Annotated in this window: 15 protein-coding genes and 2 pseudogenes; 13 read left to right on the forward strand and 4 right to left on the reverse strand. The window is 70.5% G+C overall.

All coding sequences use genetic code 11. From position 1 onward, the window contains the following. Positions 1-43: 43 nt before the first annotated feature. Positions 44-359: pseudogene (locus tag K1J60_RS46815) on the reverse strand (LysR family transcriptional regulator); the annotation flags it as partial. Between the two features lie 127 nt (positions 360-486). Here K1J60_RS46815 and K1J60_RS00315 point away from each other — a divergent pair. The 10 genes from K1J60_RS00315 to K1J60_RS00360 all read left to right on the forward strand — a co-directional run bounded on the left by K1J60_RS00315 (position 487) and on the right by K1J60_RS00360 (position 9568). Continuing rightward, positions 487-1488: a fumarylacetoacetate hydrolase family protein gene (locus tag K1J60_RS00315; RefSeq protein WP_220644332.1), complete on the forward strand. Its 1002-nt coding sequence runs from the start codon at positions 487-489 to the stop codon at positions 1486-1488. Further along, positions 1485-2447 carry a cyclase family protein gene (locus tag K1J60_RS00320; RefSeq protein WP_220644333.1) on the forward strand — a complete coding sequence of 321 codons (963 nt, stop codon included), beginning with the start codon at positions 1485-1487 and terminating at the stop codon, positions 2445-2447. Before K1J60_RS00315 ends, K1J60_RS00320 begins: the two co-directional genes overlap by 4 nt. Positions 2448-2481: 34 nt before the next feature. After that, on the forward strand, positions 2482-3612 hold the full coding sequence (locus tag K1J60_RS00325; protein ID WP_220644334.1) for an FAD-dependent oxidoreductase: 1131 nt from the start codon (positions 2482-2484) through the stop codon (positions 3610-3612). Further along, on the forward strand, positions 3609-4613 hold the full coding sequence (locus K1J60_RS00330; RefSeq protein ID WP_220644335.1) for an amidohydrolase family protein: 1005 nt from the start codon (positions 3609-3611) through the stop codon (positions 4611-4613). The genes K1J60_RS00325 and K1J60_RS00330 overlap by 4 nt, the downstream gene beginning before the upstream one ends. Before the next feature lie 13 nt (positions 4614-4626). Beyond that, on the forward strand, positions 4627-5565 hold the full coding sequence (locus K1J60_RS00335) for a VOC family protein (RefSeq protein ID WP_220644336.1): 939 nt from the start codon (positions 4627-4629) through the stop codon (positions 5563-5565). 95 nt (positions 5566-5660) lie between these two features. Next, complete coding sequence (locus K1J60_RS00340) at positions 5661-6632, forward strand: fumarylacetoacetate hydrolase family protein (protein WP_220644337.1); 972 nt, start codon at positions 5661-5663, stop codon at positions 6630-6632. Next, complete coding sequence (locus K1J60_RS00345; RefSeq protein WP_220644338.1) at positions 6629-7381, forward strand: SDR family NAD(P)-dependent oxidoreductase; 753 nt, start codon at positions 6629-6631, stop codon at positions 7379-7381. Before K1J60_RS00340 ends, K1J60_RS00345 begins: the two co-directional genes overlap by 4 nt. After that, positions 7378-8148 carry an SDR family NAD(P)-dependent oxidoreductase gene (locus K1J60_RS00350; protein WP_220644339.1) on the forward strand — a complete coding sequence of 257 codons (771 nt, stop codon included), beginning with the start codon at positions 7378-7380 and terminating at the stop codon, positions 8146-8148. Before K1J60_RS00345 ends, K1J60_RS00350 begins: the two co-directional genes overlap by 4 nt. A gap of 14 nt (positions 8149-8162) precedes the next feature. After that, a complete protein-coding gene (locus K1J60_RS00355) occupies positions 8163-8918 on the forward strand; it encodes a CoA transferase subunit A (protein WP_220644340.1) in 756 nt (251 codons plus the stop codon). After that, positions 8918-9568, forward strand: a complete 651-nt coding sequence (locus K1J60_RS00360; protein WP_220644341.1) for a CoA transferase subunit B — start codon at positions 8918-8920, stop codon at positions 9566-9568. Before K1J60_RS00355 ends, K1J60_RS00360 begins: the two co-directional genes overlap by 1 nt. Before the next feature lie 205 nt (positions 9569-9773). On the opposite strand, the gene K1J60_RS00365 is transcribed toward K1J60_RS00360, so the two are convergent. Continuing rightward, complete coding sequence (locus K1J60_RS00365; protein WP_220644342.1) at positions 9774-10397, reverse strand: TetR/AcrR family transcriptional regulator; 624 nt, start codon at positions 10395-10397, stop codon at positions 9774-9776. Positions 10398-10468: 71 nt separating this feature from the next. Here K1J60_RS00365 and K1J60_RS00370 point away from each other — a divergent pair, with 71 nt between their 5' ends. After that, positions 10469-11374: an oxidoreductase gene (locus tag K1J60_RS00370; protein WP_220644343.1), complete on the forward strand. Its 906-nt coding sequence runs from the start codon at positions 10469-10471 to the stop codon at positions 11372-11374. A gap of 656 nt (positions 11375-12030) precedes the next feature. Here K1J60_RS00370 and K1J60_RS45505 read toward each other — a convergent pair. Continuing rightward, a pseudogene (locus tag K1J60_RS45505) lies at positions 12031-12310 on the reverse strand (hypothetical protein); the annotation flags it as partial. A 250-nt stretch (positions 12311-12560) separates the two neighbouring features. Between K1J60_RS45505 and K1J60_RS00380 the strand changes: the two are divergent. Further along, positions 12561-13901, forward strand: coding sequence for a radical SAM protein (locus tag K1J60_RS00380; protein ID WP_220644345.1), 1341 nt, complete (start codon positions 12561-12563; stop codon positions 13899-13901). After that, the gene (locus K1J60_RS00385) at positions 13898-14920 is read left to right on the forward strand and encodes an aminotransferase class I/II-fold pyridoxal phosphate-dependent enzyme (protein ID WP_220644346.1); all 1023 of its coding nucleotides are present in this window, start codon (positions 13898-13900) and stop codon (positions 14918-14920) included. Before K1J60_RS00380 ends, K1J60_RS00385 begins: the two co-directional genes overlap by 4 nt. A gap of 244 nt (positions 14921-15164) precedes the next feature. Here the strand turns inward: K1J60_RS00385 and K1J60_RS00390 are convergent, their stop codons facing one another. Continuing rightward, a complete protein-coding gene (locus tag K1J60_RS00390) occupies positions 15165-15539 on the reverse strand; it encodes a hypothetical protein (RefSeq protein ID WP_259407485.1) in 375 nt (124 codons plus the stop codon). Positions 15540-15720: the final 181 nt, after the last annotated feature.

Below are 15720 nucleotides of genomic sequence, written 5' to 3' on the forward strand. Positions count from 1 at the left end.
GACGACGACCATCGCGGTCGCGCTGCACGACGTTGCCGAGCAACCGCACTCGCGCCCGAGGCGCCTGCGGGGCAAGCCGGTCGGCCACCGCCGTGGGGAGCACCACCTCGCCGTGGTCACTGACCATCAGCGAGAACTCCCGGGTCGGGGACGCCGGATCGAACTCCCGCCGCATACGTCGTAGTGGCCGCCGACGTGGGCGAGCAGGTCGTCGTAGAAGTGGTGGCGCAGCCGGGCCAGGGCCGCGCTCATGGCGGGCTGGCTCAGCCCGGCTCGCCGGCCGGATCGGGTGACGTTGCGCTCTTCGAGCAGCGCGCTCAGCGCCACGACGAGTTGAGGTCGAGGCGGGCCAGATTCACGGACTTCCCCTCAGCGGTACGGCGACGACCAGTGTGAATAAACGACATGGATAGTGATCATCGGCAGGATCGATTTCCCTGATCACGGATGCGGGGTCCAGATTAGTCACACCGCAATCGGGAGGACATGCCAGTGAAACCTGAACCCGCGTCCGCGCTCTTCGCCGGACCCTTGGCCCTTGCCACGCTGTCGGCCCCGGACGGGCCGGCCTTTCCCTCCCTGGTGACGCCCGACGGCCAGGCTCTCGACCTGCGGCAGGCCTTCGGGGACGAGCGGCTGACCACGCTGGACGTCCTGGACCGCTGGGAGACGGCACTGCCCCGACTGCGCGCACTGGCGGCCGACCCCGCCCTGCCCCGCGTACCTGTTGCGGCCCTCCGCGTGCACGCGCCCGTCGCGCCGCGGCAGGTGTTCCAGTCGGGCGCGAACTACCGCCAGCATGTGATCGACCTGCACGTGGCCCATCGCGCTCCCGGCGACGACCGGCCGGAGGAGGAGCGCCGCGCGGAGGCCGCGGAGCTCATGGATCGGCGCGCTGCCGAGGACCTGCCGTACGTCTTCATCGGCCTGCCCGGCGCGATCACCGGACCGTACGACGATGTCGTCCTGCCCGCCTGGGCCGAACAACCGGACTGGGAGCTGGAGTTGGCGGTCGTCATCGGCCGGGCCGCCTTTCGGGTGTCGGTGGAGGAGGCGCCGCGGTACATCGCCGGGTACACCATCGCCAACGATGTGACCGACCGGGCCACCGTCTTCCGCCGGGACATGCCGCAGATCGGCACGGATTGGCTGCGCAGCAAGAACGCCCCGGGGTTCACCCCGCTCGGCCCGTGGATCGTCCCGGCCGAGTCGATCGCGCACCCCGACGACCTGCAAGTCACGCTCAGGCTCAACGGCGAGACCATGCAGGACGAGTCCACCAAGGACATGATCTTCACGGTCGCGCGCATGGTGGCGTACGCCTCCCAGACCGCACGGCTCCTGCCCGGCGACCTCGTGCTCACCGGCAGCCCGGCAGGCAACGGCATGCACTGGGGCCGCCTGCTGCGCCACGGCGACGTCATGGAAGGCTCGGTCACCGGGCTAGGCGTGCAGCGCACCCGCTGTGTGACGGAGGTCGCGCCGTGACCCTGGACCGCCACGACCCCGAGGCCGCCATCGCCGAGGCGGCCAAGGCCTTCTCGAACTGGGGGCGCTGGGGCGAGGACGACGTGCTCGGCACGCTGAACTTCCTCGACGAGGCCAAGCGCCGCGAGGGCGCGGCTCTCATCCGGCGGGGTGTCAGTTTCTCGCTCGCTCAGTCCTTCGACATGAACGGCCCGCAGAAGGGCTGGCGGCGGCGCACCAACCCGGTGCACACGATGCTGGACACCGGTGTGGACGCGGCCCTCGGCCACCAGCCCTTCCCGCACGGTCTCGGCGGCGCCGACGACGTGATCGCGATGCCGCTGCAGTGCTCCACGCAGTGGGACGGGCTCGGCCACATCTTCGACCACGGCAAGGCGTGGAACGGGCGCGCCGCGGAGCAGGTCGTCACCTCCGAGGGCGACCTGGTCACCGGCATCGAGCACATGGCTCCCCATGTCGCCGGGCGCGGTGTGCTGCTGGACGTGGGCCGCGTCATCGGTGACAACGGTGAACTGCCCGACGGCTTCGCCATCACCGAGGAGCACCTGACGGCGACGGCCGAGGCGCACGGGGTGGCGGTGGGCCGCGGCGACATGGTGCTCGTGCGCACCGGCCGGCTGACCCGGGCCCGGCGTGAGGGCTGGGGCGACTACGCGGGCGGCGACGCCCCCGGGCTGTCCTTCACCACGGTCGGCTGGCTGCACGGCACCGAGATCGCCGCGCTCGCCACCGACACCTGGGGGTTCGAGGTCAGGCCGAACGAGTTCGAGCCCGCGTTCCAGCCGCTGCACCAGGTCGCCATCCCGCACCTCGGCCTGCTCATCGGCGAGATGTGGGACCTGGACGCGCTCGCCGAGGACTGCGCCGCGGACGGCGTGCACGACTTCTGGCTCACCGCCGCCCCGCTGCCCATCACGGGAGCCGTCGGCTCCCCGGTCAACCCGATCGCCGTCAAGTAACCGGCGGAACAAGGGAGTTCCCCCAATGACATCCATGAGCAGAGCCCGTACGGTCCTGGTGATCGGCGGTGGAGCAGCCGGCAACGCCGTCACCATCCTCCTGCGTCGCGGCGGATTCGCCGTGGATCTGATCGAGGCGAGGGACGACTGGAACGCCACCGCGGGCTCCGGCATCACCCTTCAGGGCAACGCCCTGCGCGTCCTGCGTGAACTCGGGGTGTGGGAGCAGGTTCAGGCGTCCGGCTTCGGCTACGGCTCGGTCGGCATCACCGCCCCCGACGGCACCGTGTTGCACGTCGCCCGGGACATCCGCACCGGCGGTGACGACCTGCCCGCCACGCTCGGCATGCAGCGTCCCCGCCTCCAGCAGATCCTCATCGACGCCGTGCGCGCGAGCGGCGCCTCGGTGCGCCTGGGCACGACCGCCCAGATCCTCGACCAGGACGCGAACGGGGTCTCCGTACGCTTCTCCGACGGCGGCGAGGGACGTTACGACCTGGTGATCGCCGCCGACGGACTCGGTTCCTCGACCCGCGCGGCGATCGGCATCACCGACAAGCCGGAACCGACCGGCATGGCCATCTGGCGCATCGCCGCCCCGCGCCCCGCCGGTGTCACCCGCACCGACCTCGCCTTCGGCGGCCCCGCCTACATCGCGGGCTACAGCCCGACCAGCGACAGCACCCTGTACGCGTACGTCGTCGAGGACAACCGCGACCGTGCCTCGATCCCGCCCGCCACGTACGCCGACGAGATGCGCCGCCTCGCCTGCGCCTACGGCGGCTTCTGGCCGGAGATCACCCAGCACATCGCCGACCCGGCGAAGGTCAACTACACGCGGTTCGACCGGCTGCTGGTCGAGGACTCCTGGCACCGCGGCCGCGTGGTGCTGATCGGCGACGCCGCGCACTGCTGTCCGCCCACCCTCGCTCAGGGCGCGGCCCTGTCCCTGGAGGACGCGTGGGTGCTCGCCCAGTTGCTGACAGCCACGCAGAGCTGGGACGACGCCCTGTTCCAGGCGTACTACGAGCGACGTATCGCCCGGGTCCGTCCGGTGGTGGAGGCATCCGTGCAGCTCGGGCAGTGGCAGCTCGACGGCGTCCGGGACGCGGACGTTCCCGGTCTGATGGCCCGGACCATGACGATGCTGCGGGAGCTGCCGTGACCGCGCTCACCATTGACGTGCACGCCCACGTCCTGTTGCCCGAAATCGAAGCACTGGTGGGCGGCCTGCCGGGCCTGGCCGAGGCGAGGGCTCTGGACGCCCGGCGCAACGGCCCGGCGGCCCTGGCCGTCAACGGGCCCATGGTGCGCGAGCGCGTCCCCCTGCTGACCGACCCCACCGTGCGGCTGGCCGCCATGGACAGGCAGGGCGTGGACGTCCAGCTCGTCAGTCCGTCCCCCTCGCACTACCACTACTGGGCGGACGAGGAGACGGCCGAGAAGCTGTGCCGGCTCGCGGGTGAGGCGACGGCGGCGCATTGCTCGGCCGCCCCCGACCGGTTGCGCGGACTCGGCCTCGTACCGCTCCAGCACCCGCGGCTCGCGGTCCGTGCCCTCGACCATGCCCTCGAACAGGGGCTGAGCGGAGTGGAGATCTCCAGCCACGCCCCGGGCCGTGAGCTGTCCGACCCGGCGTACGAACCCCTGTGGTCGCGGGCCGAGGAGAGTGGCGCGGTCCTCTTCCTGCACCCCTTCGGCTGCACGCTCGACGAGCGGCTCGACCAGTGGTACCTGTCCAACACCGTGGGACAGCCCACCGAGAACGCCGTGGCTCTCTCCCACCTGATCTTCTCCGGCGTCCTGGACCGCCACCCCGGTCTGAAGGTGATCGCCGCACACGGCGGCGGCTATCTGCCCACCCACATCGGCCGCTCCGACCACGCCTGGTCCACCCGTTCCGACGCCGGCGCCGGCTGCGCCCACCTGCCCAGCAGCTATCTGAAGCGCCTGTACTTCGACTCCCTCGTCCACGACCCGCACGTCCTCGGGGAACTGGTTCGCGTGGCCGGTCCCGACCGTGTCTGCCTCGGATCGGACTACCCGTTCGACATGGGAACCGAGGACCCCGTCGGCGCGCTGCGCGCCGCCCGGCTGTCCGAGGCCGACTTCGACGCCGTACGCGGCGGCAACGCCGCCGCACTGCTCAACCTCATCCCCGCCTGAGGAGGATCCCGTCATGAGCGCACGTCTGCTCACCCACCTGCGGCACGTCGACCTCGCCGTGCCCGACCACGACAAGCAACTCGACTTCTACGCCGGCGTCTGGGGACTGACCAAGGTCGCCGAGGACTCCGGCATCTCCTTCCTCGCCGCCGAGGGCTCACCGGAGCAGTACGTCGTGCGGCTGCGCGAAGCCGAGGAGAAGCGCCTGGACCTGGTCTCCTACGGTGCCGCTTCCGCGGCCGACGTGGACACACTCGCCGAGGAACTCCTCGCGGGCGGCGTCCAGTTGATCTCCCAGCCCGGCAAGGTCGACACCCCCGGCGGCGGTTACGGCTTCCGCTTCTTCGACGTCGACGGACGCACCATCGAGGTCTCGTCCGACGTGGAGGTCCGCCGGCACCGCAAGATCGAGGAGAAGGAGGCGATCCCGGTCAAGCTCTCCCACGTCGTGCTCAACTCCCCGGATCTCAACCGGACGCGGGAGTGGTACGAGCGCCACCTCGGCTTCCGCCTCTCCGACACGCTCAGTTCACCGCACATGGGCGAGGTCATGCACTTCATGCGGATCTCCAACCAGCACCACTCCATGGCCATCGCCCAGGGCCCGCACACCGCCCTGCACCACGTCTCGTTCGAGATGCGCGGCCTCGACGAGTACATGCGCGGATCCGGCCGCGTCATCCGGGCCGGCCACCAGAAGGTCTGGGGGCCCGGCCGGCACATGGCGGGCGACAACACCTTCACCTACTTCCTCGACCCGCACGGCAACACCGTCGAGTACACGACGGAGCTTGAGTTGCTGGACGAGGACACCTGGCACCCGCACGTCTACGACTTCTCCCAGCCCGAGGTCACCGACCAGTGGGGCACCGCCAACCCGATGAACGAACTGGTCGCCAAGGAGTCGTTCAACGACCCCGACCGCGGTGTCTTCGTCGCCCCGCCGGTCTGATCCCATCCCGACGCCCGGGGGCGCGGTGGCCCTGTCAACTGCCCTGACCGCACCAGCGCCGCTGCCCCCGGGCCCAGCCCGCCAGGAGCCGCACCATGCGTTTCGCCGCCTACGAACACCAGCGCCGCCACCGCGTGGCCGTCGTGGAGGACGACGGCACCCTCCTCCCCCTGCCCGGCGTCACGTCGCTCACCGCCCTGCTCTCCGAAGTCGGCGGTCTGCCGGGGCTGCTGGCCGCGGGCGCGGCGGCACTGGACGCACCGCCCGGCCCTCACGTCTCGGAGGTCAGGCTGCTGCCTCCCCTCCAGCCCGTCTCGGTGCGGGACTTCGTCACCTTCGAGGAGCACGTGGAAGGTGTACGGCGGTCCGTGCAGAGCGCCGTCGGGGTACCTGAACAGTGGTACGCCGCCCCGACCTTCTACTTCACCAACCCGCACGCCCTGTACGGCCCCCACGACGACGTTCCGGTGCCACCCGGCTCCATGGTCCTGGACTTCGAGTTGGAAGTGGCCGCCGTCATCGGCCGCGAGGGCCGCGACCTCACGCCCGAGCAGGCCCGCGACCACATCGTCGGCTACACCGTCTTCAACGACTGGTCCGCCCGTGACCTGCAGTCCGCCGAGATGAAGGTCGGTCTCGGCCCCTGCAAGGGCAAGGACACCGCCACCACCCTCGGCCCCTACCTGGTGACCAGCGACGAACTGGACCGCTACCGCGACGACGAAGGCTTCCTGCGGCTGGCGCTCACCGCCGAGGTCAACGGCGAGGTCGTCGGCAGGGACCTGCTGTCCAACATGAGCTGGACGTTCGAGGAGATGGTCGCCTACGCCTCGCGCGGTACGCGGGTGATGCCCGGCGATGTCCTGGGCTCCGGCACGTGCGGCAACGGCGGCTGCCTGGCCGAGCTGTGGGGCGTACGCGGCGAGCAGAGCCCGCCGCCCCTCAAGCCGGGCGACACCGTCACCCTCACGGTGGAGGGCATCGGCACCGTGTCCAACACCGTCGTCCCGGGCGCCGATCCGGTGCCTCTTCCCACCGGCCGACGTCGGCCCCGGGAACGGGCATGAGCGACTCGTACCGCAAGAGGCTCCTGGGCAAGGTCGTCGTCGTCACCGGCGCGGCGCGCGGCCAGGGCGCCGCCGAGGCCGACGCGCTCACCCGGGAGGGCGCGCGGGTGATCACCACCGACGTACGGCCGGAGGGCGGCTGCCGGCACCTCGACGTCACCGGCGAGAACGACTGGGCCGAACTCGCCGCCGAGCTGAAGGAGGCGTACGGGCAGGTGCACGGTCTGGTGAACAACGCGGGGATCACCTGGCGCGCCCGCCTCGGCGACGTACGGGCCGCGGACTTCGACCGGGTCCACGCCGTCAACGTCACCGGCCCGCTCCTCGGCATCCGGTACCTCGCCCCGCTCATGCCGCCCGGCTCCTCGATCGTCAACGTCGGCTCGTCCGCCGCGCTCACCGCGCACTATCCGGTCGCCTACACCGCCAGCAAATGGGGACTGCGGGGTCTTTCCAGGGTGGCCGCACTGGAACTCGGGCCGCGCGGAATCCGCGTCAACACCATCCACCCCGGCTACATCGAGACCGAGATGACCGCCTCCGCCGCACCGGCCTTCCGCGAGAGCAACATCCGGGAGACCCCCTTGGGGCGCACCGGAACCGTCGATGAGGTCGCGCCCCTGGTCGTGTTCCTGCTGTCGGACGAGTCGTCGTTCATCACCGGCGCCGACATCCCGGTCGACGGCGGCCTGACCGCGCACGGCGGCGTCAAGTCCTTGTCCGACGCCGTGCGCGAGGGAACTCCGTGAAGAGGCTCGACGGCAAGGTCGCCCTGTTCTCCGGCACCGCACGCGGTCAGGGCCGGGCCGCCGCGTTGCGTTTCGCGGCCGAGGGCGCGCTCGTGGTCGGCGGCGACCTGCGGCACGAGGGCGCCGTCGAGACCCAGCGGCTCATCGCCCGGGAGGGTGGCACCGCGCTCACCACCGGCCCCGTGGACGTCACCGACGAGGATTCCGTCCGCACCTGGGCCGCGGAGGCCGCGGACGCCGCGGACGCCTTCGGCGGGATCGACAACGTCCATGCCAACGCCGGCGCCGTGCGCTTCGGACCCGTCGACGGCCAACTGTGCGACGACTTCGCCTCCCCTCTGCGGGCCGAGCTGAAATCGGTGTGGCTGACCGCCCACGCGGCCTGGTCACACGTGATCCGCAGCCGAGGCCGCGTCCTGACCGGCGGCTGGACTCCGGTAGTCGGCGGCTCGCCCACCAACGGGCACATCGCCAAGGGCGGCTTGACCGCGCTGACCCGGCACATCGCCGCAGAGGGCGCCCCGTACGGCATCCGGCCCACTGCGTCACCCCGGCGTGATCGACAGCGGCTCCCGCGCAGATCCCTCGCCGAGGACCACCCGATGCGCGACATCGCCCGCCACATCCCGCTCAGCCGGGTCGGCGCACGCGACGACGTCGTCGAGGCGGCCGTCTCCCTCGCCTCCGACGAGGCTGCGCACATCACCGGTACTCATCCGGTCGTCGACGACGCCTGCTCCACCGTGCTGCCCGGCGCGGCGCACTGAAAGGAATCCACACCGTGGACAAAGTCATCGCCGGCGCCACCGAGGCGGTCGCCGACATCCCCGACGGCGCCTCGCTCGCCGTGGGCGGCTTCGGCCTCAGCGGCGTACCCGACGTTCTGATCGGTGCCCTGCACGCGCAGGGCACCGGTGGTCTGCGAGTCGTCTCCAACAACTGCGGGGTCGACGGCCGCGGCCTCGGCGTGCTGCTCGCCGACGGTCGCATCGCCCGGGTCACAGGCTCCTACGTCGGTGAGAACAAGGAGTTCGCCCGGCAGTACCTGTCCGGCGAGCTGGAGGTGGAACTCGTTCCGCAGGGCACGCTCGCCGAACGCCTGCGGGCGGGCGGGGCGGGCATCCCCGCCTTCTACACCCCGGCCGGCGTCGGCACCCAGGTCGCCCAGGGCGGGCTGCCCTGGCGCTACGCACCCGACGGCTCGGTCGCCGTCGCCTCCCCGCCCAAGGAGACCCGCGACTTCGCGAGCCGCCCGTACGTCCTGGAGCACGGCATCACCACCGACTACGCGCTCGTCCGCGCCTGGCGCGGCGATCGGCACGGCAACCTCTGCTTCCGCCGCGCAGCCGCCAACTTCAACCCGCTGGCCGCCATGGCCGGCCGCGTCACCATCGCCGAGGTCGAGGAACTCGTCGGAGTGGGCGAACTGCTTCCCGACGAAGTACACCTGCCCGGCGTCTTCGTCCAACGGGTCGTGGCTCTCACCGCTGAAGAGGCCGCCGACAAGCGGATCGAGAAGAGGACGGTACGTACCTGATGGCCTGGACCCGCGACCAGATGGCCGCCCGAGCCGCCGCCGAACTCACCGACGGCTCCTACGTCAACCTCGGCATCGGCCTGCCCACCCTCATCCCCGGCCACCTCCCGCCCGGCGTGCACGTCGTCCTGCACTCCGAGAACGGCATCCTCGGCACCGGTCCCTACCCGACCGAGGACGAGGTCGACCCCGATCTGATCAACGCGGGCAAGGAGACCGTCACAGTCCTGCCCGGCGCGTCCTTCTTCGACTCCGCCCTGTCCTTCGGCATGATCCGCGGCGGCCACATCGGCACCGCCGTCCTGGGCGCCATGCAGGTCTCCGAGCGCGGCGACCTGGCCAACTGGATGATCCCCGGCAAGATGGTCAAGGGCATGGGCGGCGCGATGGACCTCGTCCACGGCGCCCGCCGCGTGATCGTCCTCATGGACCACACCGCGAAGGACGGCAGCCCGAAGATCCTCAAGGAGTGCACCCTGCCGCTCACCGGTGAGCGCTGCGTCCACCGCGTCATCACCGACCTCGGTGTCCTCGACATCACCGACGACGGCCTCGCGCTGGTCGAGACAGCTCCCGGCGTCACTGCGGCGGACCTCACGGCGCACACGCACGCCCCGGTACGTCTGGACGCCCTCACGTCCGCTTCGTGACGCGCGCTTTCCCCGCCGCGGCCTGGGCCACGAGCCCTGGCACTGCACCGTCTTGACCTCCAGTGGCTGGAGGTCTTCGCAGTGGGGTCGGTCCTGCTGCGGGGGGCTGTGCAGGGGCTGGGGGTTACTGATCCATGGCGGGGCGATGGGCGGCGAACGGTCTCGGATCGACCATCTGCACACGTCGCGCACAACTGCCCGAAGGTCACCTGGGCTTGAGGCCGTGCAGCATCAGGTGCACCAGTCGGGGGACGCCGTCGAGAGCGGTCCGCGCGTCGAGCCGGTCGTTGGCGGCGAAGGTGGCGGTGCCCTGGAGAGTGGCGCCCACGGCGAGGGTGAGGTCGGCGGGGTCCCCCTCGATGATCTCTCCGCGCTTCTGGGCGTCCGCGATGATCCGCTCCAGCGCCCCCACCGTGCGGTCGACGGCGGCGGCCATCTCCTCGGAGGCGTCGGGGTCGTGCTTGCGGGCGAACATGAGCTCCAGGAGCTCGGCGTTCTCGGTGGCGAAGCCGAGATAACCCCGGGCCAGGGCGACGAGCCGCGGTTCCAGCGGGAGAGCGGGGTCGTCGACGGCGGTCAGCGCCCGGGTCAGCCGCTCGTAGCCGGCGAGCGCCAGGGCGTTGAGCAGGGCCTGCTTGTCCTTGAAGTGGCGCCCGGGGGCGGCGTGGCTGACGCCGATGTCCCGGGCCAGTTCCCGCAGGGACAGGGCCGCGACCCCCTTCTCCCGCAGGGTGCGCTCCGCGCTCGCGAGCAGCGCGGAGCGGAGGTCTCCGTGGTGGTAGGGGCGGGTCTCGCGACTCTCGGACTTCTCGGACGGCATGCGCACCATCGTATCCGGATGTAGACGGCGCCAGCATTGTTGTCATTGACATCATTGTTGTCGACGTCTACATTGAGGTCATGGCAACTGACAAGTGGAACGCGACCGACCTCCCTGACCTCACGGGCCGCACGGCCGTGGTCACCGGAGCCAACAGCGGTATCGGCCTCAAGGCGGCGCAGGCGCTGGCCCGCGCGGGCGCGCATGTCGTGTTCGCCGTACGGGATCCGGAGCGCGGCCGCGCGGCGGCGGCCACCGTGCACGGCAGCACGGAGGTCCGCCGCCTGGATCTGGCGGACCTGTCCTCGGTCCGGGAGTTCGCGGCGGACTGGAAGGGCGAGCTGCATCTGCTGCTGAACAACGCCGGTGTGATGATGCTGCCGGAGCAGCGCACGCGGGACGGCTTCGAGATGCAGTTCGGCACGAACCACCTGGGGCACTTCGCCCTGACCAACCTGCTGCTGCCCCACATCACCGACCGGGTCGTCACCGTCTCCTCGGGCCTGCACCGCGGCGGCACCGGAGTGATCGACTTCTCCGACCTGAACCGGACGGCGAACTACAGCCCCACCGGCGCCTACGCCCAGTCGAAGCTCGCGAACCTCCTCTTCACCCTGGAGCTCCAGCGCCGTCTGACGGAGGCGGGCTCCCCGGTCCGCGCCACCGCCGCGCACCCCGGGTACGCCGCCACCAACCTCCAGAGCCACGCGGCGAGCCCGCTGTCCCGGCTCTTCATGAAGTTCGGCAACCGGTTCATGGCCCAGGACGACAAGGCGGGCGCGCTGCCCACCCTGTACGCGGCGACGCAGGACCTCCCCGGCGCGAGCTACGTCGGCCCGGACGGCTTCCAGGAGTTGCGCGGCGCGCCCACCCTGGTCGGCCGGAGCGCGGCGGCGAGCGACCCGGAGGCGGCGAAGCGGCTGTGGACGGTGTCGGAGGAGCTGACGGGGACACGGTTCCCGCTGGAGACGGCCGTACGCGGCTGAGCGCGGTCCGTCGGAGGGCCTCGAGTAGTGGTCCAAGACGAGCTTCGATCCATAGCGGGTGGTCACCCGCTCGTGCCGGGCGACCTCGTCGGAACTGTCGAAGACGACCACTTCCGAGGCGTGCAGGAACATCCGGACCTGGTGACCGACCAATACGGAACTGGCAGAACGCCGACGCTCAGCCGGGACCACTGCACATCTGATCGCCCGCCATGACGCCGGCCACCGACCGCGCTTTCCCGGCGAGAGCCGGCGCCGGCCTCCCCGCACTTCCTGTACGGAGGCACGCCCGGAGCTGACGCGCTCCTGGGGAAGGCAGCGTGGTCGCACATCGTAGACAGGCTCAGCAGCACGGCTCCCCCTCAGTTACTGATGTTCGTCAGGAGGCTTCTCCGTCGAGTCTGCTGAGGAGTCCGTCGAAGATCCGCTCGCGTGCGACTTGTCCCTTCGCTGTCGCGTCATCTCGCGGGCACGCGGAGCCCTTCATGCGGATCCCGCGACTGTTCTGCGGGTATCTGAACGCATGGCCTGCGGTTCCCGAAGCGGACTGGAGGCGATCTCGCGGAAGTACGCGTACCTCACGCCGACGGTGAATTACCGGGACCTCTACCAGCACGGTGATCTCGTTGTGCCGCCTGATCGGTTCCTCCTCCTCGGCGCAGTTGCTCAGCGAGTCCGACGATGAGGCCCTCCGGGCCACGGACGTAGCAGAGGAGATAGCTGTCCTCGAACTGGGCGATTTCGCCCACGAGTTCAGTGCGGCCGGTTGCGCGGCCCGGCGCTGACAGCCTCGGGACTGCGGTACTTCGCCAGCTCGAGCCGGCTGTGACCGCTGAATCGCCATGCTGATTTCTCCCTCTTCCTCGCGCGGCCGGGTGATGGCCGGTGACGGCCGGTGATGTACCTGGGACGGAGCCGGTGGCGCCTTCTCGACATCCTCAGACCTCCGGCTCCGAAGCATCCGCCGACACGCACCCGACCGGCCTCTCCCCCGCCGGCGTCCCCCACCCGACGCCACCGCCGCACCGACGCGTCACGGACACGACGGCCCCGCGCCACATGAGCACGCCGGACACCCCCGACACATGCTTGACCCGAGTGAACTCCGGGCCCCTGTGCGAGAGGCCAAGAAGCTGGATGATCCCCCCGCCTTCAGAGCGGGGAGGAAGTCAAGCATGATGACGGGATGAACCACAGCGGCCAGCGATTCCACGTCATCGTGCTGTCGAACTTCGCGAAGGGCTTCGACAAGTACGCGTTCGCCTACGGCAAGGCGGGGATTCCGGAGAGCACCTATCCGGACCGGTTCCACCTGCTGACCCGTGCGGAGTTGGACATCGGCATAGGCAAGGCGCGACGCCTGCTGGATCGTCTGGCCATTCCGGGCGACCGGCTGCTGGTGCTGGAGACCTTGGTGGACCCCGACACGCTGGTGCCCAACGTGTCGACCGGCCTCGGCATGGAACTGCACGAGGCGCGCATCCGGTTGTCAGCCGTGCACGAACTCGACCAAGTGGGCGATGAGTTCACGCTGCGCACGACAACCGTGGAGGATGCCATGGCGGCCTCCCTGCACCTGCACGGTTCGGCACTGCGCAGCTACGCCGCCACGCGACCGCGCTCGGTCTCGCTTCTGCCGGTCGCCTCCGCCTGCCAGGCCCGCTGTTCGTTCTGCTTCTCCTCGGCTTCGATCTCCAGCGACCAAGCACCGGCACGGGTCCCGTGGGGCGCGGTCGCGCACTGGCTGGAGCGCGCCCGTGCGGCGGGGGCCGAGCGTGCGGTGATCACCGGCGGTGGGGAACCCACACTCATACCGTTCGAACAGCAGCTGCGGCTGGTGTCCGCCTGCTCGGCGGCCTTCCCGAAGGTCGTCCTCATCACCAACGCGCACACCACGGCGAGGGGCCGGCACGCCGACCGGGCCGACCGCCTCGCAGCCCTGGGCGCCGCAGGCCTGAACGTACTGGCAGTCTCTCGGCACCATCAGGACGACGCCGTCAACGAGCGGCTGATGATGCTGCGCACGCCGGTGAACTCTGTGATCGACACCTGGCGCGTGGAACGTGATCGCTGGCCGGGGCTGCGGATGAGACTGATATGTGTGCTCCAGCACGGTGGCGTCGCCGACGCGGCCGGTGTCGGCGACTACCTTTCGTGGGCCGCGGCTCTGGGTGTCGAGGAAGTCTGCTTCAAGGAGCTCTACGTATCCACCAGCACGGAGTCGCTCTACTTCGACCGCGCCGCCAACCTCTGGAGCCGAGAGCACCAGGTTTCGCTGTCCGTCGTCACCGGATTCGCCGAGCGGCACGGCTTCGCACTGGCGGACCGCCTGCCCTGGGGCGCGCCGGTCTACCACGGCGGCTGGGACGGGCGGCCCATGCGGATCGCCGCCTACACCGAACCCAGCCTGCTCTGGGAACGCACCAACGGGATCGCACGCAGCTGGAACGTCATGGCCGACGGACGCTGCTACGCCTCCCTGGAAGACCGGGCCAGCGAGATCGTGCCGGAAGGCGCGGCGGCATGAGGTTCGAGGAGTTCCAGGAATTCCGGCAGCGGCAACTCGGTGCTTCTCCGATGCTTCTGGACGCCGCCGAGACCAACGTGTACCGGGCGCTTGCTCCGACACGACCGGAAGCTCCGACCGACATCAGCACGGCGCACCGGTGCGATCTCGCGCGAGCCTGGCTGCGGCGCTTCGAGCTGCCGGAGGAGTGGTCCGGCCGCGCCATGGTCTGTCGAGGGGTCCGGCACGGGCTCGAGGTGGTGTTCGAGTGGCTGCGCGCCCTGCGAGCGCGGGTGTGGCTGCCCGGTGACGTGTACCCGGTGTACTTCGAGCTGGCCCGTGCCGCGGGCTTGGCGCCCGCGTCCTACCCGACGCTGCCGGCGCCGGCTCTGCCGAGGTCACCGGTGGACCACCGGCCCGAATACCTGCTGCTCGCGAACCCCAGCAAGCCGCTCGGCCGCTACCTGTCCGATGACGAGTGCGCCGCGGTGATCGCGTGGTTGCGGGAATCACCACGCCGCCGCGTGCTGATCGACAGCGTCTACGACCTGAAGGCCCCTTTCGCCCCCGGCACACGGCGACTGCTGGACACCGGTTGTGCGGTCCTGCTGCATTCGGTCACCAAGGGATGGCTGTGGCCCCGCACGTTCGGCGTGGTCCTTCTGGGTCCGGCGCAGACCGAACTGGCCGAAGCCTTCCGGGCCGATCCGCCCTCGCCGGCACAGCTGGGGCTCGCCGACCGCCTGCTGACCGAGCACAGTGACGTGCCCCGGCACGTCGTCGACGAACTGACCGCACGGGCCGAGCGACTGTTCGAACGGTTGCCGGACGACGTCTTCAAGGCGATTCCCACGGCGAGCCGGACTTGTCCCGGCAACTACTTCTTCCCAGCCGAGATCCCGGCGGAGACACTCCAGCGCGAGTACGGCGTGCTCGCCATGCCGGTGAGCGTGTTCGGGGAGAGCACCTGGCCCGGCTCCATCCTGACCAGCCTCGCCGACGCTTTCGCCCCCGCGCCGGCGGGCACACGAAACCGCTGAAGGGCCTGGCCGTACACCCCGCTCGAGAACCTCGCTCGACGAGCCACCGCTGACTATCGGGCTGTCGGGCTCGGGTCCTGCCCACACGTGCCATCCGGCATCGCGAGCGTGGGGTTCCTGACGCAGCAGGAACCCCACGCAACGTGCCGGCACCCGGGGAATCAGGCACCGCTCCGTTCGGACGACGGGACCTGCCCCTCCGCTTCCTCACCGTCCGGGGAGTCGGTGCCCGGCACCCACAGGGTCATGCGCGCTCTCGCGGGTCTTCCTGAAGGGCCGCCCGATGCTCCCGCCCCTCGGACGCGAGCGGCTCCGCCGGGCGGCCCTTCAGTTCCCGCTCTCTGGCGGCCAGGGCCCTCGCCAGCATTTTCGCCCGGTAGGGGTTCGAGGTTCCAAGGGCCTTCGCCACCTCCACGGCCTCGTCCAACAGGGCCAACCGCCGCTCAGGCAATTCCCGCACGAGAGGAGACGCGCTCGCCTCCACCAGGACGTACGCCAGCTTCGACCCGTACGTCTCCGGCTCGACCTGTGTCAGAAGCCGGTAGATCCACAGCCCTTCGGCACCACGCACCACGCGCCGGTTGGCACTCAGCAGTCTGACCCTCGCCAGTTCGACCATGCCCTGATCCATCGATCCCCTTCGTCAGACCCCCTCCGGCCCGTGCACGTCACACGGTGTGGCAGCACGGCGACCGCGCCGACAACCGAGAACGGCTGCCGGCACGTTGGCCGGAGTGGGGATGACGACGAGTCTGACGCGCGGCGCCAACTGCCACAAGAACAAACGGACGTGCGCTGCG

It is taken from the genome of Streptomyces akebiae, assembly GCF_019599145.1.
Taxonomy (GTDB): domain Bacteria; phylum Actinomycetota; class Actinomycetes; order Streptomycetales; family Streptomycetaceae; genus Streptomyces; species Streptomyces akebiae.

What these genes read in the sequence shown, in the direction of transcription:
- K1J60_RS00360 (WP_220644341.1), top strand. Translation starts at nt 8,918, where the DNA reads ATGGCCTGGACCCGCGACCAGATGGCCGCCCGAGCCGCCGCCGAACTC.
- K1J60_RS00340 (WP_220644337.1), top strand. Translation starts at nt 5,661, where the DNA reads ATGCGTTTCGCCGCCTACGAACACCAGCGCCGCCACCGCGTGGCCGTC.
- K1J60_RS00365 (WP_220644342.1), bottom strand. Translation starts at nt 10,397, where the DNA reads ATGGTGCGCATGCCGTCCGAGAAGTCCGAGAGTCGCGAGACCCGCCCC.
- K1J60_RS00385 (WP_220644346.1), top strand. Translation starts at nt 13,898, where the DNA reads ATGAGGTTCGAGGAGTTCCAGGAATTCCGGCAGCGGCAACTCGGTGCT.
- K1J60_RS00325 (WP_220644334.1), top strand. Translation starts at nt 2,482, where the DNA reads ATGAGCAGAGCCCGTACGGTCCTGGTGATCGGCGGTGGAGCAGCCGGC.
- K1J60_RS00335 (WP_220644336.1), top strand. Translation starts at nt 4,627, where the DNA reads ATGAGCGCACGTCTGCTCACCCACCTGCGGCACGTCGACCTCGCCGTG.
- K1J60_RS00315 (WP_220644332.1), top strand. Translation starts at nt 487, where the DNA reads ATGCCAGTGAAACCTGAACCCGCGTCCGCGCTCTTCGCCGGACCCTTG.
- K1J60_RS00345 (WP_220644338.1), top strand. Translation starts at nt 6,629, where the DNA reads ATGAGCGACTCGTACCGCAAGAGGCTCCTGGGCAAGGTCGTCGTCGTC.
- K1J60_RS00390 (WP_259407485.1), bottom strand. Translation starts at nt 15,539, where the DNA reads ATGGTCGAACTGGCGAGGGTCAGACTGCTGAGTGCCAACCGGCGCGTG.
- K1J60_RS00370 (WP_220644343.1), top strand. Translation starts at nt 10,469, where the DNA reads ATGGCAACTGACAAGTGGAACGCGACCGACCTCCCTGACCTCACGGGC.
- K1J60_RS00380 (WP_220644345.1), top strand. Translation starts at nt 12,561, where the DNA reads ATGAACCACAGCGGCCAGCGATTCCACGTCATCGTGCTGTCGAACTTC.